Raw genomic sequence first — 25,103 nt, 5'->3', positions numbered from 1 at the left:
GGGCGGCTGCCGTCACGCGGCGCGGCACGGCATGTTTTCGACGAAGGTTGGCGAATCGGCTCAACCGGTGTATAAATTTAATCTATCGTCATGAAATGATTGATTAACCCGCAATGACGCTTACCGAACTGAAGTACATCGTCGCGGTCGCGCGCGAACGCCATTTCGGCCGGGCCGCCGAAGCCTGTTTCGTCAGCCAGCCGACGCTCTCGGTGGCGATCAAGAAGCTGGAAGACGAGCTGAACGTGCAGATCTTCGAGCGCGGCGCGAGCGAAGTGAGCGTGACGCCGATCGGCGACCAGATCGTCACGCAGGCGCAGCGCGTGCTTGAGCAAACGTTCGCGATCAAGGAGATCGCGAAGCAGGGCAAAGATCCGCTCATCGGGCCGTTCCGGCTCGGCGTGATCTATACGATCGGGCCCTATCTGCTGCCCACGCTCGTCAAGCAGATGATCCGCCGCGTGCCGCAGATGCCGCTGATGCTGCAGGAGAACTACACGCTGAAGCTGCTCGAGCTGCTGAAGCAGGGCGAGATCGACGCGGCGATCATGGCGCTGCCGTTTCCCGAAACCGGCCTGATGGTGCGGCCGCTGTACGACGAGCCGTTCGTCGTCGCGCTGCCCGCCGGGCATCCGTGGGAGAAGCGCCGCAAGATCGACGCGGCCGATCTGAAGCAGGAGACGATGCTGCTGCTCGGCAACGGCCATTGCTTCCGCGACCACGTGCTCGGCGTGTGCCCGGAGCTGATGCATTTCTCGCAGACCGCGGACGGCATCCAGAAGACGTTCGAGGGCTCGTCGCTCGAGACAATCCGCCACATGGTCGCGAGCGGCGTCGGGATCACGGTGCTGCCGCGGATGTCGGTCTCCGAAGTGGGGCCGCATGCGAACGGCCCGGACGCGGATCTGCTGTCGTACGTGCCGTTCGAGGAGCCGGTGCCGGACCGGCGCGTCGTGCTCGTCTGGCGCAAGAGCTTCACGCGGATGCCGGCGATCGACGCGATCAGCGAGGCGATCACCGCGTGCGAGCTGCCCGGCGTGTCGAAGCTCGACATTCCGGCGACGGTGAACTGAGCCTTGAGCCGAATCGAGCGGAGCGCGGCGTGTGCGACACGCGCCGTGTCGCCGCGCCTGAACGGAGCCTCGCGGCTCCGTTTATTTTTGCCTATAACATAAATAAAATTTATTAACTTCAAAATTGCGATAGCTATATGTAAAATTTTTTGCATGGATCGGCGCGGCGTCGCCGGACGGTCAGCGCAAGCGTCAAAGGAGGATGTCATGATGCACTCGGCGAAGCAGCACCCGCGGCGGAACATTGCGCCGCGCATGACGGTCGTCAATCGTGCCAGGGCTGCCATCCGGAGCCTGCGTCCGATTGCGTTCGCCTACCTCGCGGACCGCGCGTACGGCAGCTGACCGCCGCCGCGCGCCGGCCCGCATGTCCGAACCATTCGCCGCGCCGTACGCAGGATGGATCAACCTGTTTCTTGCCCCGCAATGACGCTCCACGAACGGCGTCCGGCTTCGATGCCGGGCCGCACGGGTGGGCGTAGACGAACCAAGGAGAAATCGCATGTCGAATGAAGCGAAGTGCCCGTTCCATCACGCCGCAGGCGGCGGGACGTCGAACCGGGACTGGTGGCCCAATCAGCTCGACCTGAGCATCCTGCATCAGCACTCGTCGCTGTCCGATCCGATGGACAAGGATTTCGACTACGCGCAAGCGTTCGAGAAGCTGGACCTCGCTGCGGTGAAGCGCGATCTTCACGCGTTGATGACCACGTCGCAGGACTGGTGGCCGGCCGATTTCGGCCACTACGGCGGCCTGTTCATCCGCATGGCGTGGCACAGCGCGGGCACCTACCGCACGGCCGACGGCCGCGGCGGCGCGGGCGAAGGCCAGCAGCGCTTCGCGCCGCTCAACAGCTGGCCCGACAACGCGAATCTCGACAAGGCGCGCCGGCTGCTGTGGCCGATCAAGCAGAAGTACGGGCGCAGCATCTCGTGGGCCGACCTGCTGATTCTGACCGGCAACGTCGCGCTCGAATCGATGGGCTTCAAGACCTTCGGCTTCGCGGGCGGCCGCGCGGACACGTGGGAGCCCGAGGACGTCTATTGGGGCTCGGAGAAGATCTGGCTGGAACTGAGCGGCGGCCCGAGCAGCCGCTACTCGGGCGACCGCAACCTCGAAAACCCGCTCGCCGCCGTGCAGATGGGCCTCATCTACGTGAACCCGGAAGGCCCGGACGGCAACCCCGACCCGCTCGCCGCCGCGCGCGACATCCGCGAGACCTTCGCGCGGATGGCGATGAACGACGAAGAGACGGTCGCGCTGATCGCGGGCGGCCACACGTTCGGCAAGACGCACGGCGCGGGCCCCGCGTCGAACGTCGGCGCCGAGCCGGAAGCCGCGGGCATCGAGGAGCAGGGCCTCGGCTGGAAGAGCGCGTACGGCACGGGTAAGGGCCGCGACGCGATCACGAGCGGCCTGGAAGTCACGTGGACGACCACGCCGACGCAGTGGAGCAACAACTTCTTCGAGAACCTGTTCGGCTATGAATGGGAACTGACGAAGAGCCCGGCGGGCGCGCACCAGTGGGTCGCGAAAGACGCCGACGCGGTGATTCCCGATGCGTACGATCCGTCGAAGAAGCACCGGCCGACGATGCTGACGACCGACCTGTCGCTGCGCTTCGATCCCGCGTACGAAAAGATCTCGCGCCGCTTCCACGAGAACCCGGACCAGTTCGCCGACGCGTTCGCGCGCGCGTGGTTCAAGCTCACGCACCGCGACATGGGCCCGCGCGCGCGCTATCTCGGCCCGGAAGTGCCGGCCGAGGAACTGCTGTGGCAGGACCCGATTCCGGCCGTCGACCACCCGCTGATCGACGATGCCGACATCGCCGCGCTGAAGGCCAAGGTGCTCGCGTCGGGGCTGTCCGTGTCGCAGCTCGTGTCGACCGCGTGGGCGTCGGCGTCGACGTTCCGCGGCTCGGACAAGCGCGGCGGCGCGAACGGCGCGCGCATCCGCCTCGCGCCGCAGAAGGGCTGGGAAGCGAACCAGCCCGAGCAGCTCGCGAAGGTGCTCGCGACGCTCGAGGGCATCCAGCAGGCGTTCAACGCCGCGCAGCCGGGCGGCAAGAAGGTGTCGCTCGCCGATCTGATCGTGCTCGCCGGCTGCGCGGGCGTCGAGCAGGCTGCGAAGAACGCGGGCCACGCGGTGACGGTGCCGTTCGCGCCGGGCCGCATGGACGCGTCGCAGGAGCAGACCGACGTCGAAGCGATGGCCGTGCTCGAGCCGGTCGCGGACGGTTTCCGCAACTACCTGAAGGGCAAGTACACGGTGCCGGCGGAGGTGTTGCTCGTCGACAAGGCGCAACTGCTCACGCTGAGCGCGCCGCAGATGGCGGTGCTGCTGGGCGGGCTGCGCGTGCTCGGCGCGAACGTCGGGGGGAGCAAGCACGGCGTGTTTACCGCGCGTACCGAGGCGCTCACCAACGACTTCTTCGTGAACCTGCTCGACATGGGCACCGAGTGGAAGCCCGCGTCGGCCGCGAACGACGTGTTCGAAGGGCGCGACCGCGCGACGGGCGAAGTCAGGTGGACGGGCACGCGCGTCGACCTCGTGTTCGGCTCGAACTCGCAGCTGCGCGCGCTGGCCGAGGTCTACGGCAGCGCGGACGCCGAGGAGAAGTTCGTGCGCGATTTCGTGGCGGTCTGGAACAAGGTGATGAATCTCGACCGCTTCGACCTCGCGTGATCGCGGCGATGTGCCGCTGACGCGGCGACGCAACGGGAGACGGCCGGGCGCATGACCGGCCGTTTCTCCGCGGACCGCCGATTTCGCTTCAGGGAGGGATGATCATGACGCAAATGATTCTCGACAGGCGCGCGAGCGCCGTCGCGCTGCGGCGGCTCGTCGGCTTCGCGATCGCGGGCAGCGGCGCGGCCGTGCTGATCGCTCAGGCCGCGCGTCATCTCGCGGCGGCCGCGGGCGGTTGAGCGCGCATCCGTTTCGCGCAAATTGCGCGATCGCGAACTAGGCTAAACTGGCGCGGCCCGAACGCGCGCGGCGCGCACACGTGCAGCATGCCGCCGGCACGCTCGTCGCACATGCACGTCGCATACGCGCATGCCTGATACGCGCATGTCGCATACGCGCACGTCGCGTTCGGCATGCGGATCTTTCGATGCATTTTCGCCGGTTCGAACCATCGGACAAGGAGTCTCGAGGATGGCCAAGAAAAGCAACGCAACCCAGATCAACATCGGCATCAGTGACAAGGATCGCAAGAAAATCGCGGAAGGGCTGTCCCGCCTGCTCGCCGATACGTACACGCTCTACCTGAAGACGCACAACTTCCACTGGAACGTGACGGGCCCGATGTTCAACACGCTGCACCTGATGTTCGAGGAGCAGTACAACGAGCTGTGGCTCGCCGTCGATCTCGTCGCGGAGCGCATCCGCACGCTCGGCGTCGTCGCGCCGGGCACGTATCGCGAATTCGCGAAACTGACGTCGATTCCGGAAGCGGACGGCGTGCCGGCCGCCGAGGACATGATCCGCCAGCTCGTCGAAGGGCACGAGGCCGTCGTGCGCACCGCGCGCGCGATCTTCCCGGACGCCGACGCGGCCAGCGACGAGCCGACCGCCGATCTGCTGACGCAGCGCCTGCAGACGCACGAGAAGACCGCGTGGATGTTGCGCTCGCTGCTTGCGTGAGCGAGCGGCGCGCGGCGGTGCCGCCGCCGCTTCGAGCGCCGTGGCGCGGGTCTTTTTCCTGAGTCGGTCGATTTGACGCAAGCCTCCCGCGGCCTGGCCGCGAGAGGCTTTTTCACATGTGGCGCGCCGGGTGATTCCGCCACGCCCGCGCGCGTACGCGGCCCGGTCTGGGCCGGCGCTCGCGCGGCGATTGGCGAGCCGCGCGGACGGTTTTAGAATGCAACTTATTGTCCGCGGCACGCACGGTTTGCCGCCGCGCGCCGCGACGCATTTTTTTCGATTCCCGCAAGCCATGGCCCGACGTAGAGACATGAGCGCCGATGCCTGCCCCGTCGCGCGCGCGGTGGACGCGGTCGGCGATCGCTGGTCGCTCCTCATCGTGCGCGACGCGTTCGACGGCGTGCGCCGCTTCACCGAGTTCCAGCGCAGCCTCGGCATCGCGCGCAACATGCTCGCCGACCGGCTGAAGACGCTCGTCGATTCGGGCGTGCTCGCGGCGGCGCCCGCGTCCGACGGCTCCGCGCACCACGAGTACGTGCTGACCGACAAGGGGCGCGCGCTCTTTCCGGTCGTCGTCGCGCTGCGGCAGTGGGGCGAGGCGCGGCTGTTCGCGGCGGACGAGCCGCGTTCGCGTCTCGTCGAGCGGCGCAGCGGCCGGCCCGTCGCCGCGATGGCGCCGCGCACGCACGGCGGGCGCGTGCTGCGGCCGGAAGACGCGTTCGTCGACAAGCTCGGCACGGACGACGAGCGTTAGTCGACGAACGCCAGCGGTCGCGCGGAGAGGCGCAGCGCCGTGCGGCGCGCGAGCGAGTTCGGCGCGTGCGCGCTCGCTCGGCGCGCGGTCGTCGCGCCGATCACCACGCAGCTTGCCGCGCCGACGAAGCACGACATCGATGCGCCCGCGCGTTTGCCGCCTTTCCGTCTCGAGCGAAGCCGCCGAGCCGCGCGCAGGTGCGAGCGCGAGCACGAGCACGAGCGGAAGGAACGATAAAAAAGGGCAATAGCGCAGCTCCCGCGTTTTTGCCGCAAATCCCGCACGGTTCTACAATGCCGGGGTTACGTTCCCGGGCTCGCCGCCCGTTTGCCCCGATGCTCGCCCGTTTTCCTCTCTATTTGCGGCTGATCCGGATGGACAAGCCGATCGGCAGCCTGCTGCTGCTCTGGCCGACGCTCAACGCGCTGTGGATCGCGTCCGACGGCCGCCCGGCGCCGTCGCTCGTCTTCATCTTCGTGCTCGGCACGCTGCTGATGCGCTCGGCCGGCTGCGCGATCAACGATTACGCGGACCGCGATTTCGATCGCCACGTGAAGCGCACCGCCGACCGGCCGCTCACGTCGGGCAAGATCCGCGCATGGGAGGCGGTCGCGATCGCGGTTGGCCTCGCGCTCGTGTCGTTCCTGCTGATCCTGCCGCTCAATGCGCTGACGAAGGAGTTGTCGGTCGTCGCGGTGGTCGTCGCGGCGACCTATCCGTTCATGAAGCGTTTTTTCGCGATTCCGCAGGCGTACCTCGGCATCGCGTTCGGCTTCGGGATTCCGATGGCGTTCGCGGCCGTGCAGGACACGGTGCCGGCGATCGCATGGGCGATGCTGGCGGCCAACGTGCTCTGGTCGGTCGCGTATGACACCGCGTACGCGATGGTCGATCGCGACGACGACTTGAAGATCGGCATGCGTACGTCGGCGATCACGTTCGGCCGCCATGACGTGCTCGCGATCATGCTCTGCTACGCGGGGATGCTCGGCATCTACGCGTGGCTCGGCGCGACGCTGCGCTTCGGCTGGCCGTACTGGGCGGGCTGGGCCGCGGCGGCCGGCTGCTCGATCTATCACTACACGCTGATCAAGGACCGCGAGCGGATGGCGTGCTTCGCGGCGTTCCGGCACAACAACTGGCTGGGCGGCGTGCTGTTCGCGGGGATCGCCGCGCATTACGCGCTCGCTGCGCTGTAGGCGTCGCGACGGCGGCGGCTTGGCCGTCGTCCGGCGGAGAAGGGAGAGCGGCCGTCGGGCCGCTTTCTTTTTATGTGCCGAAACCGTGCGCGAAGGCCGCCCTTGCGCGCGAGCTGCGTGAGCGCTTGCGCGCAAGGGCGCACGCGTTGCGTTCGCGAGCGCGATCACGCGGCCATGCCGCCGCGTGCGGGTACAGGCTGGAGCCGAAGCCGAAGCCGAAGCCGAAGCTGGAGCCGGAGCCGGAGCCGGAGCCGGAGTCGAAGCCGATGTCGAAGTCGAAGTCGAAGCCGGAGCCGGAGCCGGAGCCGGAGCCGAAGCCGGAGCCGAAGCCGAAGCCGAAGCCGAAGCCGAAGCCGGAGCCGAAGCCGAAGCCGAAGCCCTTTGCGACGCCCGAATCCCACTTCGTGTCTATGTCTTCGTGCTTCATGAGACGCGCTTGCCGACGTTCGCGCGGCATTGACGATCGGTGATCGCATCGCATCGCGCCGCGCCGCGTCGCGTCCTCCGCATCCTCCGCATCCTCCGCATCCTCCGCGCGGATTCGTCGGCGTGCGGCACGACACCCGTTTCAATTCGGCGAACGTTCCGCGCCCGGCCGGACCGGATAGGGCACCGGCATTCCGGCCACATGCGATCGAACGTTCTCGAGCGCCATTCTGGCTACCGCCTGCTGCGCTTCCAGCGTTTCCGCGGCGACGTGCGGCGTCAGGATGACGTTCGGCAGGCGGCGCAACGCTTCGCCGACGTTCGGTTCGTCGGCGAACACGTCGAGTCCGGCCCAGCCGAGTCGCCGTTCGGCCAGCGCGCCGGCCAGCGCGGCTTCGTCGACGAGCGAGCCGCGCGCGATGTTGACGAGGGCGCCGGCCGGCCCGATCGCGCCGATGACGTCGCGGCCGACGAGGCCGCGGTTATGCTCGTCGGCGCGGCACGCGACGACGAGATGATCGGCCCAATGCGCGAGGTCGAGCGCGGTGGAAAAGAACGTGAGGCCCGATTCGGGCTTCGCCCGCAGTGCGGTGTACCCGACTTGCGCCTCCATCGCGACGAGCCGCGCCGCGATCCGCCGCCCGATCGCGCCGAGCCCGACGATTCCCACGCGCGCGCCGGCAATGCCGCGTCCGCGCGGGAAGGGAATCGGGCGCGCGACGCGCCAGTTTCCGTCGGCGACGAAGCGATGCAGCGCCGGAAGCTGCCGCACGCACGCCGATAGCAGGCAGATCGCGAATTCCGCGACGGCCGACGCGTTCGCGTCGGGGCAGTGCGCGACGACGATCCCGCGATCGCGCGCGGCGGGGAGATCGACGCCTTCGAACCCCGAGCCGCAGCAGCAGATCATCGACAGGTTCGGCAGCCGCGCCATCGCGTCCCGGCTCGCGCCGATCCGGCCGACCGTCAGCAGCACGTTTGCCTGCTCGGCGCCGCGCAGGTCCGCGCGCGGCGCCGACAGATCGACCGGGCCCGCGACCGGAAACTCGCGTCGAACGGCGTCGAGGGTGACGTCTGGCGTGCAGACGGTGGCGAGGATGCCGGGGGGCGGAGCGGCTTTCATCGTTCGGGGCCTCATGCGCCGATGCAGACCGCACCGGCCGCGATCACGACGCATGAAACGAAGCGCTTCGCCGTGACCTGCTCGTTCAGGAAGATCCGGCCGATCAGCACGGCGAACACGACGCTCGTTTCCCGGATCGCGGATACGGCGCCCATCGCGCCGAATTGCATCGCCCAGACGACGATGCCGTACGCGACGATCGACACGATGCCGCCGACGACCGACGAGCCGATGTCGATTCGCGGCGCGCTCAGCGCGCGCGGGCCGCGGGCCGCCACGAACACGGCGGGCATCAGTGCGTAGAACACGAAGGTCCACGCGACGTACGAGACCGAATTGCCGGACAGGCGCACGCCGATGCCGTCGATGACGGTGTACAGCGCGATCGTGACGCCCGTCATGAGCGCTGCCGCCGCGTTCGCATACGACACCTTGCTGCGCTGCCACGCGAGACTGACGATGCCGGCCGAAACGAGCGCGATGCCGATCAGGTGGAGCGCGCCGAGGCGCTCGCCCGCGAAGAGCGCCGCGCCGAGCGTGACGAGAAGCGGAGACGAGCCGCGGGCGATCGGATAAGCCTCGCCGAGATCGCCGCGCCGGTACGCATAGACGAGGCTCAGGTTGTAGCCGATGTGCACGATGCCCGAAGCGACGACGTACGGCCAGGACGGCGCGGCGGGAGCGGGCAGGAACGCGACGAAGGCGATCGCGACGGCGGCGATGCCGATGCTCATCCACGTCATCGACAGGAAGCGGTCTCGATTGCCGTGCAGAATCGCATTCCATGACGCGTGCAGCAATGCTGCGAGCAACACCAGGCCACCGACATAACTGATCATTTCGCCGATCCGAAATTGGGACAACGACAGGGATCGCTTCACTCTAATTGATGATTGTCCGGCCAGTCAAACGGCCCGTCGATATAGCGCTTTCGGCCAATTTCGCGGACCGGCGGACCGCATTTACACCATGCCGGAAGCCATCGCTTTCAGCACGGCGAGATGCCTCGATTGAACGTCGAATTTCGCCATCAATTTTTTCACGTGATAAAGCACGCCGTTTTCCGATATGCCGAGGATCATCGCGATTTCCCAGCTCGATTTTCCGGCGGCGATCCATTTCAGGCATTCGAGCTCGCGATGCGTCAGCGGCGCGCTCGGCTCGTGGTCCGGCCGGTTCGAGACGCGCTCGATGCCTTCGCGCACGAATGCGGCGGCGAGCGCGCCTTGAGCGAGAACCGTCGGCGCGTATTTCGCGGACAGGCTCTTCGATCGGGCGGCCGCGCGCGACGCGAGACTCAATACGCTCACGTCGCCGTGCGCCGAATGAACCGGAAAGCTCACGCCCGCGACGAGCCCGTGTTCGCGCGCATCGACCATGAATTCCCGCTGCTCGCGCGAATCGCAGATGCCGTCGTGCCACTGCAGCGGAATCACGCGGCGTACGCAATGCAGCACGATCGGGTCGATCCGGATATAGCCGGCGGATTTGTATTTTTCTCGCCACGCGGCGGGAAAATCCGAAATCGTCCTGACCGGGTTTTCCTCTTTTCCGATGTCGGTAAGCGCGCCGTAAAAGAAATAGTCGAATCCGAGTTTCACCGTGATTCTGGAGAGGATGTCGTGGATATCGCGCTCCGTTCGCGCGGACGACGTTTGTTCGAGAATATCCAGCGTCAATATCGCGTGTCTCATGATGGTTCACCGGAAACGGATGGCCGATAACGGATGGCCGATAACGGATGGCCGATAGCGAATGACCGATAACGAACGGCGGACGGCCGACGGCCGATTTCAGGCGGGGGGCGGCGTTCGCGCGCCCGCGCGCCGCGCGCGGCGTGGCTGTGCCGCGCTCGGCGCGAACGGCGCGATGAACTCGGACATGCGCAGAACGAGTTCGTCGATGTCGGCATCGTCGAGTTCTCCGATCACGCCGACCCGGAACGAATCCGGATTCGAGTGCTTGGTCGGATAGATTTCGAGCCCGCGCTCGAACAGGTATTGCTCGAGCGCGGCGATGCGGCCGCGAACGTGCGGCGGCGTCGCGAACGTGGTGATGATCGGCGCGCGGTGCGCGGCGTCGATGATGGGCACGACGCCGACGCGCGCGAGCCCGTTGACGAGCCGCTGCGCGCGCCGCCGATACGACGCGAGGCGCGCGGGCTGCCCGCCTGCCGCATCGTATTCGTCGATCGCCCGATCGAGCGCGAGCATGATCTGGACGGGCGGCGTGAAGCGCCACTGAGCGTTCGATTCGAGCGCGCGATGTTGCGCGAGCAGATCGAGACTCAGCGTGCGCGGGCGGGGGCGGCGCGCGAGCGCGGGCTCGTCGGCGATCACGAAGCCGAGGCCGGGCAGCCCGTGAAGACACTTGTTCGACGACAGCGCGAGCGCCGCGAGCGTGCGTCCGGCGAAATCGAGCGGATAGGCGCCGAACGTGCTGATCGCATCGAGCAGCACGCGGCGGCCATGCCGCGCGGCGAGCGCGACGAGGCCCGCGACGTCGTTGAGCACGCCGAGCGCCGTCTCGAAGTGAACGGCCGCGACATGCGTGACGTGCGGACTCGCGTCGAGCGCGCGCTCGACGCGCGACAGATCGAAGCGCGCGGCGTGGTCGCACGCGAGCACGTCGTGCCGGATGCCGTGTATCCGGCATATCTGCGTCATCCGCTCACTGTAGGCGCCGTTCTCGACGATCAGCACGTGATCGTCGTCGGCGAGCAGGCTGCACAGCATCGCTTCGACGGCGAACGTTCCGCTGCCCTGGAGCGGCACCGCGCTGTAGCCGCCGCCGCACCCGGCGATGCGCGCGATCTTCGCGCGCAGGCGTGCCGTGAGCGCCGCCGCGGGCGGGCTGCGCGAGCCGAGATCGATCGCGGCCGCGGCGCGCACCGCATCCGACGTCGTGAGCGGGCCCGGCGTGAAGAGGCGGTGCCGGGCCGCGTGCGCGCGCGGCGGCCCGCCGGCGGCATCGTTCATTTCGGCGCCTCCCGGATCGCGCTGTGTTGCGTCGGCGTGGCCACGTGGAAGATCGGGTTGTCCGGGCTGCTGCGTTTCTCGCGGTAGTACAGCTCGTACAGGTCGCCTTCGCTCGCGGGATTGAACGTGAAGAACAGCATGCGGCGCATCGAATCCGACCGGTTCGCGTCGGAGCGGTGCGGCACGTACGAATCGAACAGGATCACGTCGCCCGGCTGCGCTTCGACGAGCGTCCACGTCATCCGGGCGGCGAGCTCGTCGACGATGTCGCCGTTGCGCGCTCCGCCGTCGTAGCTCGGCAGCTCGGCGAGCATGCCGCGCGGCGTGTGCGCCGACGGCGCGCCGGCCCGTGCGCCGCCGCGCGCGTCGGCCATCTCGAGGCCGCCGTTCGCCGCGACCGCGGGATCGAGCGCGAGCGCGGCCGTGACCTGATAGCGGGTCGGGAAATGGCGATAGGCGGTGATGTCCTGATGCGCGGTGAACGCGCCGCCGCCCGGCAGTTTCAGGTTGCACTTGTCCTTGAACAGCGACACGGGCTCGCCGAGCACGCGTTCGATCAGTTGCGCGAGGCGCGGAACGAGCGACTGCCTCACGTAGGCGGATGCCCCGGCCAGGTATTCGAAGCGGCACAGCGTGTGCGGATCGGCGCGTTCGGCGACCGCGATGACGGCGCCGGCTTCGGCGGGCGCGCCTGGATTCTCGATGAGGCGGCGCGCGGCCTGCGACGCCAGTCGATCGTATTCCGCTTCGACGCGCGACAGATCGATCCGCGTGGCGCGATGCGGCAGGCGGACGTAGCCGCGCTCGTGAAAGGAATCGCGCAGTGTAGTCATCGAAGTGGCCTTTGGAGTCGAGATCTCGATCGAAAAGCGGCGGCCGGCTCAGCCGCGCGTCGTCTTCAAGCCGTGTGCCGCATCCGTTCGAGCGCCTGCTCGAATGCCTGTTGCTGGGTGCATAGAACGAGGCGCACGTGGTTGTCGCCGAGCTTGCCGTAGGCCGAGCCGGGCACGACCGCCACCTTGCGCGCCTCGAGGAGGAAGCGCGCGACTTCGTCGCCGATCGGCACGCCGCTGCGGCGGAAGGCGGCCGGGAGTCGCTCGTAGTAGCCGCTCACGTCCGGGAACAAGAACATCGCGCCGAGCGGGCGGCGCGTCCATCGATAGCCGGCGTCGGACGACAGGCGCTCGAGCGCCGCGACGTTGCGCGCGCGCAGATCGGCGACAGTTTGCGCGAGCCAGCCGTCGCGCTTCGGGTCGCCGATGACGCGCGTCGCGATGCGCTCGTACTGGATGTTGACGCCGAGGTACAGGTAGTCGTGCGCTTTCGCCGCCTGATCGATGACGTGAGCCGGCGCGACCATCCAGCCGATCCGCAGCCCGGGCAGGCCGAATTTCTTCGAGAAGCTGTTGATGAGGATCGCGTTGCGCGCGAGCGGCTCGAACGTGCTCGCCGGCGCGTGCGGCCGCTCGAAATGCATCACGTCGTAGACCTCGTCGTGAATGACCCAGGTGCCGTGCTTGTCGGCCACTTCGGCGATGCGTCGCCAGTCCTCGCCGCTCGCCACGTAGCCCGTCGGGTTCTCGGGCGAGTTCACGATGAACGCCTTCGCGCCGGCGAACGGCGCATCGTCCGCGAGGCTGTTCGCGTATTCGTGCTGCGCAGGCTCCCGGCGCAGGCGGCGCGGCACGCGATCGAGCGTCGCGACGGCGCGTGCGTACAGCTGATACGAGGGATCGCTGACGATCACCGGATCGCCGGGCGCCGACGTCACGAGCAGCGCGAGCGCAATCGCCTCGACGCCGCCGTGCGTCGCCATGATCTCGCGCTCCGGATCGAGCAGCAGTCCGTAGCGGTCGCGATACCAGCCGGCGATCGCCTCGCGCAGCGCGAGGCTGCCGCGCGGATTCTCGTAGCGCTTCGACGCGTCGAGGAACGCGTTGAGCGACAGGTCCTCGCGGGCGATGTCGTCGAGCAGATGCGCGGGCGGACCGAACACGGGCTCGCCGAAGCTCAGGTTCGCGATCTGCGGATCGGCCTTCGCGCGCAGCGAAATGGCCTTCGACGCATAGACGTCCATGTCGACGAGGACGGGATTCAGCGCCGTCGGAAAGACATCGGAAGAAATTCGCTTGGTTTGCATGGTGCGCTCACGTTCGTGGTGATGGGACGAGGGCCGGTGCCGCCGGGAGGCGCGGCGCCGGCCGATGGTTCGCAACGCGGGACGGCGGCGCGGCTGCCTGGCGCTGGCCGTATGCCCCGCCAACGCCGGATGGATGCCCGCCAGGCAGACCGGCGCGCCCGCCCGGCGCAACGGGTGCCCGGGCGCCCGGGCCGATTCGGCGGCGAGCGGGCCGCCAGGCCGCATCGCTTCGCGCGTCGCCGATGCGCTCGACGCCGCGGCGAACGCGTCGCATTGCCCGCCATGTCGCATCGCGCGCGGGCTTGGGCTACGCCGCATCGGGCTCCGTTGCTTGCCGCTTCGGCGAAATCGCACGAATCACGCGAATCACGCGGCGAGATACTTGTGCTCGGCGGCCTGCACTTCGAATTCGCCGGTGAGCTCGAAGATGTCGTTCAGCGTCGCGATTTCGTGCTCGATCCCGGCCACGGTCTGGCTCTCGTAGATCGCGCGCGTCACCCGTCGCATGTTGGTCACGGACGCGCGCAGGCTGTGATTGGCCCAGATCACGGCCGATACGCGCGCGTCGCGGAACGCGGACGTCGGCGTCTTGTAGTACTTCGTCGGCACGATGACGATCGGGGCGCGCTGCGACCATTGGGTGCAGAAGTCGAGAATCTCTTGCCCGTCGGCCTTCTTCGAATGGATCAGCACCGCGTCGGCGCCCGCGTCGCAATATGCGTCGGCGCGCCGCAGCGCCTCTTCCATCGGGCAGCCGCTGACGAGCGCCTCGATTCGCGCCACGACGCAGAAATCCGAATCGGTCTGACTGTCCTTCGCCGCGCGCAGCTTGCCGCAGAATTCCGCGATGTCCGCGAGGTCCTGGCCCGAGCCGAGGAACGAATTCATCTTCGGGAAGAGCTTGTCTTCGAGGCAAACGCCGGCGATGCCGAGCTGCGAGAGCTTCTTGACGAGCCGTCGCACGTTGTTGAAGTTGCCGAAGCCGGTGTCGCCGTCGAGCAGGATCGGCACGGACGTGTGGTCGGCCATGAATTCGACGACGTCGACGACCTGGGTCCACGACGCTTCGTTGCGGTCGGTCAGCCCGAGCGATGCGGAGATCGACAGGCCCGAGCCCCAGATCGCCTTGAAGCCGACTTCCTCGGCGATTTTCGCGCTCAGCGCGTTGTGCGCCTCCATGAAGAACTCCAGCTCTTTTCCGAAAATCAGTTCCTTCAGGACGCGTGCTTTTGTCTTTGTCATGGATTCACCTTTCCTAGCGTTTGCCGAGCAACGGATGCCGATCAACAGCAATAGGTCGACACGCCGTGGGGAGGGCCGGATGCAATGAGTCGATTCGAAATTATCGAATGCCATTGTCCATTTTGGATTTCATTAGACATCGTTTTGTCACAATTAAAAACTACAAGAAGATGTAGGTGGAAGGCGCGGAAATGTAATGTGTACAGGCGCGATGGGCGGTGCGAAGTAGAAATTTCCGGTTTTGAACGAAATCGACGAATGTCTCGATCGGTGAAATATCGGGGTTTTGGCGTTTGACCCCGATCTTGGCGATTTTTATTTTTCGGCCGGAAATTTAATCGATTGTCATTCGATCGGGAGTCGACGATTCGTGTGGCGGAATATGTCGATAAAGCAAAAAAATTTATTAAAAATCGACGGCGTGATGCATTTTAATTGGGCCGAAAATATCAATTGCCTCGGTGGCGGCGCTTTGAAGCGTGAACCGAAAGCGTGCGCGGGGCGTCGGAATCGGATGCCCGCGATGGCATCGCGGACATCGCCGGAACGTGCGCGCGGGGAGGGCGAGCCCGGTGCGGTCGCGTCGCGATCGTTCGGCATTCCGGGTGCGTTGCTGCGATGCGTCGCGAGCGGCCGCTGCCGCGGGCGGTGCGGCTGCGCGGGCCGCGCGCGTCACGTGGCGCGCGGCCCGCGCCGTGAGATCGATCGCGGGCCGATGCCGAGCGCCCGATCGATGCGGTGACCGATGTGCGGCGGCGCAACGAACAAGTTGCTGCCGGCACGAGGGCGAAAGGCGGAAGGTTGCGGCATACGAGGAACCGCGCGTCGGCTGCTCGTCGCGCGCGAGTATGCCGGCGGGCACACGTTCGAACAGTGAGACCGACCCTTCAAGCGTCGACCTTTCGAAATGGGGCGCAGGCGCCGCCCGACGGCCGAACCGGGGCGCGGCGGATCGCGCCCCGGTTCGGCGAGCACGGGTTACGCCGCGCCGAGCTCGTCGCCCATTTCCTTCGCGCGCGCCTGCGCGGCGAGCACGCCGCGCACGATCGCATCCTTCACGCCCTGCGCGTCGAACGACGCGAGCGCGGCCGCCGTCGTGCCGCCCTTCGACGTCACGCGCTCGCGCAGCACGCTCGCGGGCTCGCCCGACTGCACCGCGAGTTGCGCGGCGCCCGCGAACGTCGCGACCGCGAGCGCGCGGCCCTGTGCGTCGTTCATGCCGAGCTGGCGCGCCGCTTCCTGCAGCGCCTCGATGAAATAGAACACGTACGCGGGGCCGCTGCCGGAGATCGCGGTCACGGCGTCGAGCTGCGATTCTTCGTCGAACCAGACGGTCTCGCCGACCGCGCCGAGCACCTTCGACGCGAGGTCGCGGCCCGCCGCGTCGACGTCCGGCGGCGCGGACAGCCCGGTCACGCCGAGACCGACGAGCGCCGGCGTGTTCGGCATCGTGCGCACGACGCGCGGATAGCCGCCGAGCCAGCGCGACAAGTCCGCGCCGCGAATGCCAGCCGCGATGCTGACGACGAGCTGCGTCGACAGATGCGGCGCGAGTGCCGCCGCGACGTCCTTCAGCACTTGCGGTTTCACCGCGAGCACGATCGCGTCGTAGCCGGCGAGCGCGGCGTCGATCGCGGCCGCCGTGCGCACACCGAATTGCGCTTGCGCGCGCTGGCGCGCGTCTTCGTTGACGTCGACGGCGAGCAGGCCGCTTGCCGCGACACCGCGCTTGACGAGTCCGCCGATCAACGCGGCGGCCATGTTGCCGCCGCCGATGAATGCGATTTTCATGATGAATGAGGCCGTTGAGAAAGAAGTGACGGGTTCAGTGAGCGTAATCGCGCGCGCCGAAGATCGCGGTGCCGATCCGCACGATCGTCGCGCCTTCGGCGACCGCGGCTTCGAGATCGTCCGACATGCCCATCGACAGCGTGTCGAGCGCGAGGCCCTCGGCGCGCAACTGGTCAAAGAGCGCGCGCAGCGCGCGGTGCGGCGCGCGCTTCGCTTCGTCGTCGTGCGCGGGCTCGGGGATCGCCATCAGCCCGCGCAGCCGCAACGCGGGCAGCGCGGCGATCGCGCGTGCGAGCCCGGCGGCGTCGGCGGGCGCGACGCCGCTCTTCGATGCCTCGCCGCTGATGTTCACCTGCACGCAGACGTTCAGGGGCGGCAGATGCGCGGGCCGCTGCTCGGACAGGCGCTGCGCGATCTTCAGCCGGTCGATCGCGTGCACCCAGTCGAAGCGCTCGGCGACGGGGCGCGTCTTGTTCGATTGCAGCGGGCCGATGAAATGCCATTCGAGCTCGGCGCGCAGATCGGCGAGCGAATCGATCTTGTCGATCGACTCCTGCACGTAGTTCTCGCCGAACGCGCGCTGGCCGGCCGCGTGCGCGGCGCGCACCGCGTCGGCCGGAAACGTCTTCGACACCGCGAGCAGCGTGACCGCGCGCGGCTCGCGTCCGGCCGCGCGGGCGGCGTCTTCGATGCGGCGGTGAACGGAGGCGAGGCGGGCGGCGAGATCGGACATGGCAGGGCGAACGAAACTTGAGGCGCGCGTCGGGCGGCGTGCCGCTGCGCGCGGAGGATGCGGGAATTATACGGACAACCGGCGGACAACCGGCGGACAACCGGCGGACAACCGGTGCGCAGCCGGCGCGCGCGAAGCGGCGTGCGCGCGCCGCGCGGCGTCAGCCGTAAAGCAGGTTCTCGACGAGCTGCACCCAGTGCACGACGGGCACCTGCGTGCCGCTTTGCAGATGCGCGATGCAGCCGATGTTCGCCGACACGATCATCTGCGGCTCGGTCGCCTGCAGCTTCGCGAGCTTCTGCTTGCGCAGCTTGTACGCGAGCGACGGCTGCGTGAGCGAATAGGTGCCCGCCGAGCCGCAGCACAGATGGCTGTCGGCGGGCAGGCGCACCTCGATGCCGAGCGCCTCCAGCAGCCGCTCGACCTTGCCGCGCAACTGCTGGCCGTGCTGCAGCGTGCACGGCGGATGGTAGGCGACCGTGTGGATTCCGCGCCGGCGCGTGAGCGCGATCAGCTCGGCCTCGAAGCCGCCGAGCAGCTCGGACAGGTCCTTCGTCAGCCCGACGATGCGGCGCGCCTTGTCCGCGTACGCCGCATCGCCGCGCAGCAGGTGCGCGTATTCGAGCACCGTCGCGCCGCAGCCGGACGCGTTCATCACGATCGCCTCGACGCCGCGCTCGACGTGCGGCCACCACGCGTCGATGTTGCGGCGCGCGTCGTCGAGCGCCTCGTCGTGATAGCCGAGGTGCAGCCGGATCGCGCCGCAGCAGCCGGCCTCCGGCGCGACCACGGTTTCGATGCCGAGCGCGTCGAGCACGCGCGCGGTCGCGATGTTGATGTTGGGCATCATCGACGGCTGCACGCAGCCCGCGAGCATCAGCACGCGGCGCTCGCGCGGCGCGCTCGGCCACGCGAGCAGGCGCGCGCGCGGCGGCACCTTGTCGCGCAGCCGCTTCGGCAACAGCGGCCGCACGTGCTGGCCGAGCCGCATGACGGGCGCGAACACGGCGGCGTTCGGCACGAAGCTCGCGAGCAGCCGGCGCACGATTCGCTGCGACAGCGGCCGCGGCACCTTCGCCTCGACGACCTTGCGGCCGATGTCGACGAGCCGGCCGTACTCGACGCCCGACGGGCAGGTCGTCTCGCAACTGCGGCAGGTGAGGCAGCGGTCCAGATGCTGCTGCGTGCTGCGGGTGACTTCCGCGCCTTCGAGCATCTGCTTGATCAGATAGATGCGCCCGCGCGGGCCGTCGAGCTCGTCGCCGAGCAGCTGATAGGTCGGGCAGGTCGCGGTGCAGAAGCCGCAGTGCACGCACTTGCGCAGGATCGCGTCGGCATCTTCGCCGTCGGGCGTATGGCGGATGAAATCGGCGAGGTTCGTCTGCATCGGGCTTTAGAGATCGGGGTAGAGCCGGCCGCGGTTGAAGATGCGCGCCGGATCGAACGCAGTCTTCAGCCCGCGGTGAATTTTCATCAGCGGCGCGGGCAGCGGCGTGAACACGCCCGCGCTTTTGTCGTAGCTTTCGCTCGCGCGAAAGAGCGTCGCGTGGCCGCCTGCCTGCTTCGCGCTCATCCGCACCGTCTGCGCATCGGCATCGGTGATCCACCAGCGCTGCGCGCCGCCCCATTCCATCATCTGCGTGCCCGGCAGATGCATCGGCTCGGTGATCGACGGCAGCGACAGGCGCCACAGCGCGTGCCCCGGCGCGAGCGACGAGAAGAACGGATCGTTCTGCTCGCGCACGCCTTCCCAGAAGCGCTCGGCCTCGACAGCGTCGACGGCCTCGCCGCCGAGCGCGTTCTTCGCGCTCTTCACGGCCGCTTCCGCGCCGGACAGCCGCAGCACGAGCGTGCCGTAGCGCCACGCGCTCGCCGACAGCGGGAACGGGCGGCCCGCCCATTCGTTGAGCTTGCGCACCGCGTCGGTCGCGCTCATGTCGAACTTCAGCGTGACTTCGGCGGCGGGAATCGGCAGCACCTTGATCGACAGATCGAGCATCAGGCCGAGCGTGCCGAGCGAGCCCGCCATCAGCCGCGACACGTCGTAGCCCGCGACGTTCTTCACGACCTGCCCGCCGAAGCGCAGCATGTCGCCGCGCCCGTTCAGGATCGTCACGCCGAGCACGAAATCGCGCGGCGCGCCCGTCGTCGCGCGGCGCGGGCCGGCGAGACCCGCCGCGACCGCGCCGCCGATCGTCGCGCCGCGCCCGAAGTGCGGCGGCTCGAACGGCAGCATCTGGCCGCGCTCGGCGAGCGTCGCCTCGAGCTCGGCGAGCGACGTGCCCGCGCGCGCGGTGACGACGAGCTCGGCCGGGTCGTACGACACGAGGCCGTGATGCGCGCGCGCGTCGAGGATTTCTCCGTCGAGCGCCTGGCCGTACCAGTCCTTCGTGCCGCCGCCGCGTATGCGCAGCGCGCGGCCGCTCGCCGCGGCTTCGCGGATGCGCGCGGCCCACCCCGCGACGATGTCGTCCTCTTCCATGGCGTTGTGTTTCGTTGTTCGTTTCGGTCGATTTTACCGGGGCTGCGCGATCGTACAGTCGGGCGAACCCCTTAGGCCGCGCGGCGGCCTCAGAAGCGCGGCAGGTCCGGATGCGGCAGCAGCCCGCCGCGCACGTGCATGCGCCCGTATTCGGCGCAGCGCGCGCGGGTCGGAATTCCCTTGTCCGGATTCAGCAGCTCGGGCGGATCGAACGCGCGCTTGACGGCGAAGAACGCGTCGCATTCCTCGCGCGAGAATTGCACGCACATCGAATTCAGCTTCTCGACGCCGACGCCGTGCTCGCCCGTCACCGTGCCGCCGAATTCGACGCACGTCTCGAGGATGTCCGCGCCGAATTCCTCCGCGCGGTGCAGCTCGTCGGGATCGTTCGCGTTGAACAGGATGAGCGGGTGCATGTTGCCGTCGCCCGCGTGAAACACGTTGATGCAGCGCAGCCCGTATTTCGTCTCCATCTGCTCGATGCGCGCGAGAAGCGGCCCGATCGCGCGGCGCGGCACCGTGCCGTCCATGCAGTAATAGTCGGGCGAAATGCGGCCCGCGGCCGGGAACGCGTTCTTGCGGCCCGACCAGAAGCGCAGCCGCTCGGCCTCGCTGCGCGACACCTGGATGCGCGTCGCGCCGTGCTCGCGCAGCACCGCGGTCATCCGCACGATTTCCTCGGCGACTTCCTCCGGCGTGCCGTCCGATTCGCACAGCAGGATCGCGGCCGCGTCGAGGTCGTAGCCCGCGTGCGTGAACGTCTCGACCGCCTGCGTCGCCGGCTTGTCCATCATCTCGAGGCCGGCCGGGATGATGCCCGACGCGATGATCGCGGCGACCGCCTCGCCGCCCTTGACGACGTCGTCGAAGCTCGCCATCACGAGCTGCGCGGCCTGCGGCTTCGGAATCAGCCGCACCGTCACTTCGGTGACGACGATGAACATGCCTTCGCTGCCGATCGTGACGGCGAGCAGGTCGAGGCCGGGCGTGTCGAGCGCGAGCGAGCCGAATTCGACGATCTCGCCGTCGCTCGTCACGCCGCGCACGCGCAGCACGTTGTGGCACGTGAGCCCGTACTTCAGGCAATGCACGCCGCCCGAGTTCTCGGCCACGTTGCCGCCGATCGTGCAGGCGATCTGCGACGACGGATCGGGCGCGTAGTAGAGCCCATACGGCGCGGCGGCTTCGGAAATCGCGAGATTGCGCACGCCCGGCTGGACCGTCGCCGTGCGCGCGTACGAATCGACTTCGACGATCCGCGTGAAGCGCGCGAGCGACAGCACGACGCCGTGCCCGATCGGCAGCGCGCCGCCCGACAGGCTCGTGCCCGCGCCGCGCGGCACGATCGGCACGTCCATCCGCCGGCAGATCTGCACGATCCGCTGCACCTGCGATTCGGTCTCCGGCAGCGCGACCGCGAGCGGCAGCCTGCGATACGCGGAGAGCGCGTCGCATTCGTACGCGGCCGTGTCCTCGTCGCGATACAGCAGGCAGTGGGTCGGCAGCACGGCCATCAGCGCCTGCACGATTTCGCGCTGGCGCTGCGCGCGCAGATCGGCCGACAGTTCGGCGGGGGCGTTCATGTCTCCTCCTGTTGCGCGACGCACGGCGCGACGTCGTTCGGTCGTCCCGGCGCCGGCGTCGTCGTTTTCATGCGTCGATCGTGAAGATCTTGCCGGGATTCATCAGATTGTCCGGATCGAGCGCGCGCTTGATCGCGCGCATCGCGTCGACCGCGTTCTCGCCGTGCTCGGCCGCGAGAAAGCGCATCTTGTGCAGCCCCACGCCGTGCTCGCCCGTGCAGGTGCCGCCCATGCGCAGCGCGCGCTCGACGATCCGGTCGTTGAGCGCCTCCGCTTCGGCGAGCTCTTCGGGCTTCGCCGGATCGACGAGGATCGCGACGTGGAAGTTGCCGTCGCCGACGTGGCCGACGATCGGGCACGGCAGCGACGACGCGTTCAGATCGACCTCGGTTTCCTCGACGCACGCGGCGAGCTGCGAGATCGGCACGCAGACGTCGGTCGTCACCGCGCGGCAGCCGGGCTTCAGCTGCAGCATCGAGAAATACGCGTGATGGCGCGCGGACCAGAGGCGCGTGCGATCCTCGGGGCGCGTCGCCCATTCGAAGCCCTGGCCGCCGTTTTGCGCGGCGAGTTCCTCGACCTGCCGCGCCTGCTCGCGCACGCCCGATTCGGTGCCGTGGAATTCGAAGAAGAGCGTCGGCGCCTCGACGAGCCCGAGATGCGCGTTGCGATTGATCGCGCGCACGGCGAGCGCGTCGACGAATTCGACGCGCGCGATCGGCACGCCGATCTGGATCGTCTCGATCACCGCGCGCGCGGCGGCGCTCATCGATCCGAACGCGCACACGGCGGCCGACACCGCCTCGGGCTGCGGATGCAATCGCAGCGTGATCTCGGTGATCACGCCGAGCGTGCCTTCCGAGCCGACGAAAAGCCGCGTGAGATCGTAGCCCGCCGACGACTTGCGCGCGCGCGTGCCCGTCTTCACGACGCGGCCGTCCGCGAGCACGGCCGTGAGGCCGAGCACGTTCTCGCGCATCGTGCCGTAGCGCACCGCATTCGTGCCCGACGCGCGCGTCGCGGTCATTCCGCCGATGCTCGCGTCCGCGCCCGGGTCGATCGGGAAGAAGAGGCCGGTGTCGCGCAGCGCGTCGTTGAGCGCGCGGCGCGTGACGCCGGGCTCGACCGTCGCGGTGAGGTCGTCGGCGTCGATCGACAGCACGCGGTTCATCTCCGACAGATCGAGCGACACGCCGCCCCGCACGGCGAGCAGATGGCCTTCGAGCGACGAGCCGACGCCGTACGGAATGAGCGGCACGGCGTGCCGCGCGCAGAGGCCGACGACGTCGCGCACGTCGTCGGCCGTTTGCGCGAACACGACGGCGTCCGGCAGTTGCGGATCGAACGGCGACTCGTCGCGGCCGTGATGGGCGCGCACGGCTTCCGCAGTCGACATGCGTGCGCCGAACCGGGCGGCGAGCGCGTCGACGAAGGCGGCAGGCAGCGGGCGATGCGGCGGGGCGGGGTGGTTCACGCGAGTCTCCTGGGGGCGGATCTTTATGGCGGGCGCCGCGGCGAGGCGGGCCGGATCATTCTACGCTCGAAAGCATGCGCGCCGCCGCGAGCGCGGCTGCGATAATAGGGATTTCACCGACGCGGCGCGCGCTGCCGCAGACGACGGGAGACACGAATGGGCAATCGCTTGAGCAAGATCGCGACCCGCACGGGCGACGACGGCACGACGGGCCTCGGCGACGGCAGCCGCGTGCGCAAGGACGATGCGCGGATCGCGGCGATCGGCGACGTCGACGAGCTGAACTCGCAGATCGGCGTGCTGCTCGCCGAGCCGCTGCCGGACGACATTCGCGCGGCGCTCTCGACGATCCAGCACGATCTGTTCGATCTGGGCGGCGAGCTTTGCATTCCGGGGCATGCGGCGATCACCGACGCGCATCTCGCGCACCTCGACGGCTGGCTCGCGCACTACAACGCGCAACTGCCGCCGCTCCGGGAATTCATCCTGCCGGGCGGCGCGCGCGCGGCGGCGCTCGCGCACGTGTGCCGGACCGTGTGCCGCCGCGCGGAGCGCTCGATCGTCGCGCTCGGCGCGCACGAGGCGCTCAACGCGGCGCCGCGCCGCTACGTGAACCGGCTGTCGGATCTGCTGTTCGTGCTCGCGCGCGTGCTGAACCGCGCGGCGGGCGGCGCCGACGTGTTGTGGGACCGCGCGCGCTGAACGCGTTGATGCGCATCATTGCAATTGCGGGCTCGTTGTGGCGAGGTGCGACAATTTGCCTGCCGGGCGTGCGCCTATAAAGATGTATCGTTTGAGAATGTTTAACAGAGGAATACTTTCATGACGCAGATGACCGCCGAGCAAATGGCCCGAGTGAAAGCGACCGCCCCGGTTCTCGCGGAGCACGGCGCGACGATCACGAAGCACTTCTATCAACGGATGTTCGGGCGTCATCCCGAGTTGAAGAACGTCTTCAACCAGACGCACCAGAAGACGGGCAGCCAGCCGGAGACGCTCGCGAAGGCGGTCTACGCGTACGCGGCGAACATCGACAATCTCGGCGCGCTCGGCGGCGCCGTGTCGCGGATCGCGCACAAGCACGCGAGCCTCAACATCCGGCCGGAGCACTATCCGATCGTCGGCGAGAACCTGCTTGCGTCGATCGTCGAGGTGCTCGGCGACGCGGTCGATCCGGACACGCTCGATGCATGGCGCGTCGCGTACGGCCAGCTCGCGGCGATTCTGATCGGCGCGGAGGCGAATCTGTACGAGAACGCCGCGTGGAGCGGCTTCCGCCCGTTCAAGGTCGCGAAGAAGGTGCGCGAGAGCGACGAGATCACGTCGTTCTACCTGACGCCCGCCGACGGCGGCGCGGCGCCAGGGTTCGAGCCGGGCCAGTACGTTTCGGTGAAGCGCTTCGTCGGCGACATGGGCGTCGACCAGCCGCGCCAGTACAGCCTGTCCGACGCGCCGCACGGCCAGTGGCTGCGCATCTCGGTCAAGCGCGAAGCGGGGCGCAGCGAGGAAGTGCCGGCGGGCAAGGTGTCGACGCTGATGCACGACGGCGTCGGCGTCGATTCGATCGTCGAGGTCACCGCGCCGATGGGCGACTTCACGCTGAACCGCAACGCGTCGACGCCCGTCGTGCTGATTTCGGGCGGGGTTGGGATCACGCCGATGATGTCGATGGCGTCGGCGCTCGTCGCGTCGGGCAGCGAGCGCGAAGTGCGCTTCCTGCACGCTTGCCGGTCGGCGCACGCGCACGCGTTCCGCGACTGGCTGAACGATGCGGCGGACGCGCATCCGAACGTGAAGCGTGCGGTGTTCTACGAGGAAGTCGGCCCGAACGACCGGCCGGGCGTCGATCACGACCACGAAGGGCGGATCACGCCGGCGGCGCTCGAGCGCCACGCGCTCGTGCCGGACGCCGACTACTACATCTGCGGTCCGATCGCATTCATGAAGCAGCAGCGCGATGCGCTCGTCGCGCTTGGCGTCGCGCCGGAGCGCGTGCAGACGGAGATCTTCGGCTCGGGCGCGCTCGAATGACGAAGCGCTCGCGAACGGCGAACGTTCGCTGAAGCGAAACGAAAAAGCCCGGCGTTTCGAGCCGGGCTTTTTCTTTGGGCACGGCCTGCTCGACGCGGACTGGAATCGTGTCGATCAGGGGCGGGCATGCGCCTGATCGAGCCGTCCTTCCGATTTCCGTCGATATGGCTCACTGCGTCGCGGTCGGGCGATCATGGAGTCTTTCGCGCGTTCGCCGCGCTTCGTCGCGCATGCCCGACGCGCGCGGTGAAGTGCGGTGAAGTTCGGCGGAGCGCGGCGTCTGAAGCGGGCCGGGCGGCGAGTGCCGCGTGCGTTGACGCGGCGGCCGCCGAGCGATGCGCGCACTACGCGACCGGTCACGTCTCGCGTGCGACGGCACACGCGGACGACGCACCGAGAATATGGCGCGAAGCGTGGGCCGC

General features: G+C 68.4%; 22 protein-coding genes and 1 pseudogene. 9 read left to right on the top strand and 14 right to left on the bottom strand.

Annotated elements, in window-relative coordinates; translation table 11 throughout:
- Positions 1-113: 113 nt before the first annotated feature.
- The 7 genes from WS91_RS26015 (at position 114) to ubiA (ending at position 6,678) form a co-directional block, all read left to right on the top strand.
- Positions 114-1,073: a hydrogen peroxide-inducible genes activator gene (locus tag WS91_RS26015; RefSeq protein ID WP_038753288.1), complete on the top strand. Its 960-nt coding sequence runs from the start codon at positions 114-116 to the stop codon at positions 1,071-1,073.
- A gap of 207 nt (positions 1,074-1,280) precedes the next feature.
- Complete coding sequence (locus WS91_RS36995; protein WP_186448563.1) at positions 1,281-1,418, top strand: hypothetical protein; 138 nt, start codon at positions 1,281-1,283, stop codon at positions 1,416-1,418.
- A 157-nt stretch (positions 1,419-1,575) separates the two neighbouring features.
- The gene (gene katG / locus WS91_RS26005) at positions 1,576-3,762 is read left to right on the top strand and encodes a catalase/peroxidase HPI (protein ID WP_059671289.1); all 2,187 of its coding nucleotides are present in this window, start codon (positions 1,576-1,578) and stop codon (positions 3,760-3,762) included.
- 104 nt (positions 3,763-3,866) lie between these two features.
- Positions 3,867-4,004, top strand: a complete 138-nt coding sequence (locus tag WS91_RS34620; protein ID WP_082758366.1) for a hypothetical protein — start codon at positions 3,867-3,869, stop codon at positions 4,002-4,004.
- A 232-nt stretch (positions 4,005-4,236) separates the two neighbouring features.
- Entirely contained in the window at positions 4,237-4,725 is a 489-nt protein-coding gene (gene dpsA / locus WS91_RS25995; protein WP_038753298.1) for a non-specific DNA-binding protein DpsA, read from the top strand.
- Positions 4,726-5,017: 292 nt separating this feature from the next.
- The gene (locus tag WS91_RS25990; RefSeq protein ID WP_059671287.1) at positions 5,018-5,479 is read left to right on the top strand and encodes a winged helix-turn-helix transcriptional regulator; all 462 of its coding nucleotides are present in this window, start codon (positions 5,018-5,020) and stop codon (positions 5,477-5,479) included.
- Between the two features lie 335 nt (positions 5,480-5,814).
- Complete coding sequence (gene ubiA / locus WS91_RS25985) at positions 5,815-6,678, top strand: 4-hydroxybenzoate octaprenyltransferase (protein WP_038753301.1); 864 nt, start codon at positions 5,815-5,817, stop codon at positions 6,676-6,678.
- A 70-nt stretch (positions 6,679-6,748) separates the two neighbouring features.
- On the opposite strand, the gene WS91_RS34615 is transcribed toward ubiA, so the two are convergent.
- The 14 genes and pseudogenes from WS91_RS34615 to WS91_RS25910 all read right to left on the bottom strand — a co-directional run bounded on the left by WS91_RS34615 (position 6,749) and on the right by WS91_RS25910 (position 22,650).
- Positions 6,749-7,105 carry a hypothetical protein gene (locus WS91_RS34615; RefSeq protein WP_082758352.1) on the bottom strand — a complete coding sequence of 119 codons (357 nt, stop codon included), beginning with the start codon at positions 7,103-7,105 and terminating at the stop codon, positions 6,749-6,751.
- Positions 7,106-7,246: 141 nt separating this feature from the next.
- Complete coding sequence (locus WS91_RS25975; RefSeq protein ID WP_231752097.1) at positions 7,247-8,227, bottom strand: NAD(P)-dependent oxidoreductase; 981 nt, start codon at positions 8,225-8,227, stop codon at positions 7,247-7,249.
- 11 nt (positions 8,228-8,238) lie between these two features.
- Positions 8,239-9,066 carry a DMT family transporter gene (locus WS91_RS25970; protein ID WP_038753432.1) on the bottom strand — a complete coding sequence of 276 codons (828 nt, stop codon included), beginning with the start codon at positions 9,064-9,066 and terminating at the stop codon, positions 8,239-8,241.
- Positions 9,067-9,189: 123 nt separating this feature from the next.
- The gene (locus WS91_RS25965; protein ID WP_231752096.1) at positions 9,190-9,921 is read right to left on the bottom strand and encodes a helix-turn-helix transcriptional regulator; all 732 of its coding nucleotides are present in this window, start codon (positions 9,919-9,921) and stop codon (positions 9,190-9,192) included.
- A 99-nt stretch (positions 9,922-10,020) separates the two neighbouring features.
- The gene (locus WS91_RS25960) at positions 10,021-11,205 is read right to left on the bottom strand and encodes a 2-aminoethylphosphonate aminotransferase (RefSeq protein WP_059671285.1); all 1,185 of its coding nucleotides are present in this window, start codon (positions 11,203-11,205) and stop codon (positions 10,021-10,023) included.
- On the bottom strand, positions 11,202-12,038 hold the full coding sequence (locus WS91_RS25955; RefSeq protein ID WP_059646105.1) for a phytanoyl-CoA dioxygenase family protein: 837 nt from the start codon (positions 12,036-12,038) through the stop codon (positions 11,202-11,204). The genes WS91_RS25960 and WS91_RS25955 overlap by 4 nt, the downstream gene beginning before the upstream one ends.
- A 65-nt stretch (positions 12,039-12,103) precedes the next feature.
- Positions 12,104-13,345 carry a pyridoxal phosphate-dependent aminotransferase gene (locus WS91_RS25950; protein ID WP_059671284.1) on the bottom strand — a complete coding sequence of 414 codons (1,242 nt, stop codon included), beginning with the start codon at positions 13,343-13,345 and terminating at the stop codon, positions 12,104-12,106.
- A gap of 369 nt (positions 13,346-13,714) precedes the next feature.
- Positions 13,715-14,587, bottom strand: a pseudogene (gene aepX / locus WS91_RS25945) (phosphoenolpyruvate mutase); the annotation flags it as partial.
- A 978-nt stretch (positions 14,588-15,565) separates the two neighbouring features.
- Positions 15,566-16,378 carry a pyrroline-5-carboxylate reductase gene (gene proC, locus WS91_RS25935; RefSeq protein ID WP_059671282.1) on the bottom strand — a complete coding sequence of 271 codons (813 nt, stop codon included), beginning with the start codon at positions 16,376-16,378 and terminating at the stop codon, positions 15,566-15,568.
- A 34-nt stretch (positions 16,379-16,412) separates the two neighbouring features.
- The gene (locus WS91_RS25930; protein ID WP_038753311.1) at positions 16,413-17,111 is read right to left on the bottom strand and encodes a YggS family pyridoxal phosphate-dependent enzyme; all 699 of its coding nucleotides are present in this window, start codon (positions 17,109-17,111) and stop codon (positions 16,413-16,415) included.
- Between the two features lie 160 nt (positions 17,112-17,271).
- Entirely contained in the window at positions 17,272-18,498 is a 1,227-nt protein-coding gene (gene glcF, locus WS91_RS25925) for a glycolate oxidase subunit GlcF (protein WP_038753312.1), read from the bottom strand.
- Positions 18,499-18,504: 6 nt separating this feature from the next.
- Positions 18,505-19,593, bottom strand: a complete 1,089-nt coding sequence (gene glcE, locus WS91_RS25920) for a glycolate oxidase subunit GlcE (RefSeq protein WP_038753313.1) — start codon at positions 19,591-19,593, stop codon at positions 18,505-18,507.
- 89 nt (positions 19,594-19,682) lie between these two features.
- On the bottom strand, positions 19,683-21,176 hold the full coding sequence (locus WS91_RS25915) for an FAD-linked oxidase C-terminal domain-containing protein (protein ID WP_038753314.1): 1,494 nt from the start codon (positions 21,174-21,176) through the stop codon (positions 19,683-19,685).
- Between the two features lie 67 nt (positions 21,177-21,243).
- Positions 21,244-22,650 carry an FAD-binding oxidoreductase gene (locus tag WS91_RS25910; RefSeq protein WP_038753315.1) on the bottom strand — a complete coding sequence of 469 codons (1,407 nt, stop codon included), beginning with the start codon at positions 22,648-22,650 and terminating at the stop codon, positions 21,244-21,246.
- Positions 22,651-22,806: 156 nt separating this feature from the next.
- On the opposite strand from WS91_RS25910, the gene WS91_RS25905 reads away from it, so the two are divergent.
- Both WS91_RS25905 and hmpA read left to right on the top strand, forming a co-directional pair.
- Positions 22,807-23,352 carry a cob(I)yrinic acid a,c-diamide adenosyltransferase gene (locus WS91_RS25905; RefSeq protein ID WP_038753316.1) on the top strand — a complete coding sequence of 182 codons (546 nt, stop codon included), beginning with the start codon at positions 22,807-22,809 and terminating at the stop codon, positions 23,350-23,352.
- Between the two features lie 120 nt (positions 23,353-23,472).
- The gene (hmpA, locus tag WS91_RS25900; RefSeq protein WP_038753317.1) at positions 23,473-24,681 is read left to right on the top strand and encodes an NO-inducible flavohemoprotein; all 1,209 of its coding nucleotides are present in this window, start codon (positions 23,473-23,475) and stop codon (positions 24,679-24,681) included.
- The last annotated feature ends 422 nt before the right edge of the window (positions 24,682-25,103 follow it).

Source organism: Burkholderia sp. MSMB1498 (assembly GCF_001526245.1).
GTDB classification, from domain to species: Bacteria; Pseudomonadota; Gammaproteobacteria; order Burkholderiales; family Burkholderiaceae; genus Burkholderia; species Burkholderia savannae.
This window is presented reverse-complemented; position numbering and strand designations above follow the sequence as displayed.

Coding starts and splice junctions, on each gene's coding strand:
- WS91_RS25965 (WP_231752096.1), bottom strand. CDS start 9,921: ATGAGACACGCGATATTGACGCTGGATATTCTCGAACAAACGTCGTCC.
- WS91_RS25955 (WP_059646105.1), bottom strand. CDS start 12,038: ATGACTACACTGCGCGATTCCTTTCACGAGCGCGGCTACGTCCGCCTG.
- WS91_RS25990 (WP_059671287.1), top strand. CDS start 5,018: ATGGCCCGACGTAGAGACATGAGCGCCGATGCCTGCCCCGTCGCGCGC.
- WS91_RS25970 (WP_038753432.1), bottom strand. CDS start 9,066: ATGATCAGTTATGTCGGTGGCCTGGTGTTGCTCGCAGCATTGCTGCAC.
- hmpA (WP_038753317.1), top strand. CDS start 23,473: ATGACGCAGATGACCGCCGAGCAAATGGCCCGAGTGAAAGCGACCGCC.
- WS91_RS25930 (WP_038753311.1), bottom strand. CDS start 17,111: ATGTCCGATCTCGCCGCCCGCCTCGCCTCCGTTCACCGCCGCATCGAA.
- katG (WP_059671289.1), top strand. CDS start 1,576: ATGTCGAATGAAGCGAAGTGCCCGTTCCATCACGCCGCAGGCGGCGGG.
- WS91_RS25905 (WP_038753316.1), top strand. CDS start 22,807: ATGGGCAATCGCTTGAGCAAGATCGCGACCCGCACGGGCGACGACGGC.
- WS91_RS34620 (WP_082758366.1), top strand. CDS start 3,867: ATGACGCAAATGATTCTCGACAGGCGCGCGAGCGCCGTCGCGCTGCGG.
- glcE (WP_038753313.1), bottom strand. CDS start 19,593: ATGGAAGAGGACGACATCGTCGCGGGGTGGGCCGCGCGCATCCGCGAA.
- ubiA (WP_038753301.1), top strand. CDS start 5,815: ATGCTCGCCCGTTTTCCTCTCTATTTGCGGCTGATCCGGATGGACAAG.
- glcF (WP_038753312.1), bottom strand. CDS start 18,498: ATGCAGACGAACCTCGCCGATTTCATCCGCCATACGCCCGACGGCGAA.
- WS91_RS25915 (WP_038753314.1), bottom strand. CDS start 21,176: ATGAACGCCCCCGCCGAACTGTCGGCCGATCTGCGCGCGCAGCGCCAG.
- WS91_RS36995 (WP_186448563.1), top strand. CDS start 1,281: ATGATGCACTCGGCGAAGCAGCACCCGCGGCGGAACATTGCGCCGCGC.
- proC (WP_059671282.1), bottom strand. CDS start 16,378: ATGAAAATCGCATTCATCGGCGGCGGCAACATGGCCGCCGCGTTGATC.
- WS91_RS25950 (WP_059671284.1), bottom strand. CDS start 13,345: ATGCAAACCAAGCGAATTTCTTCCGATGTCTTTCCGACGGCGCTGAAT.
- WS91_RS34615 (WP_082758352.1), bottom strand. CDS start 7,105: ATGAAGCACGAAGACATAGACACGAAGTGGGATTCGGGCGTCGCAAAG.
- dpsA (WP_038753298.1), top strand. CDS start 4,237: ATGGCCAAGAAAAGCAACGCAACCCAGATCAACATCGGCATCAGTGAC.
- WS91_RS26015 (WP_038753288.1), top strand. CDS start 114: ATGACGCTTACCGAACTGAAGTACATCGTCGCGGTCGCGCGCGAACGC.
- WS91_RS25960 (WP_059671285.1), bottom strand. CDS start 11,205: ATGAACGATGCCGCCGGCGGGCCGCCGCGCGCGCACGCGGCCCGGCAC.
- WS91_RS25975 (WP_231752097.1), bottom strand. CDS start 8,227: ATGAAAGCCGCTCCGCCCCCCGGCATCCTCGCCACCGTCTGCACGCCA.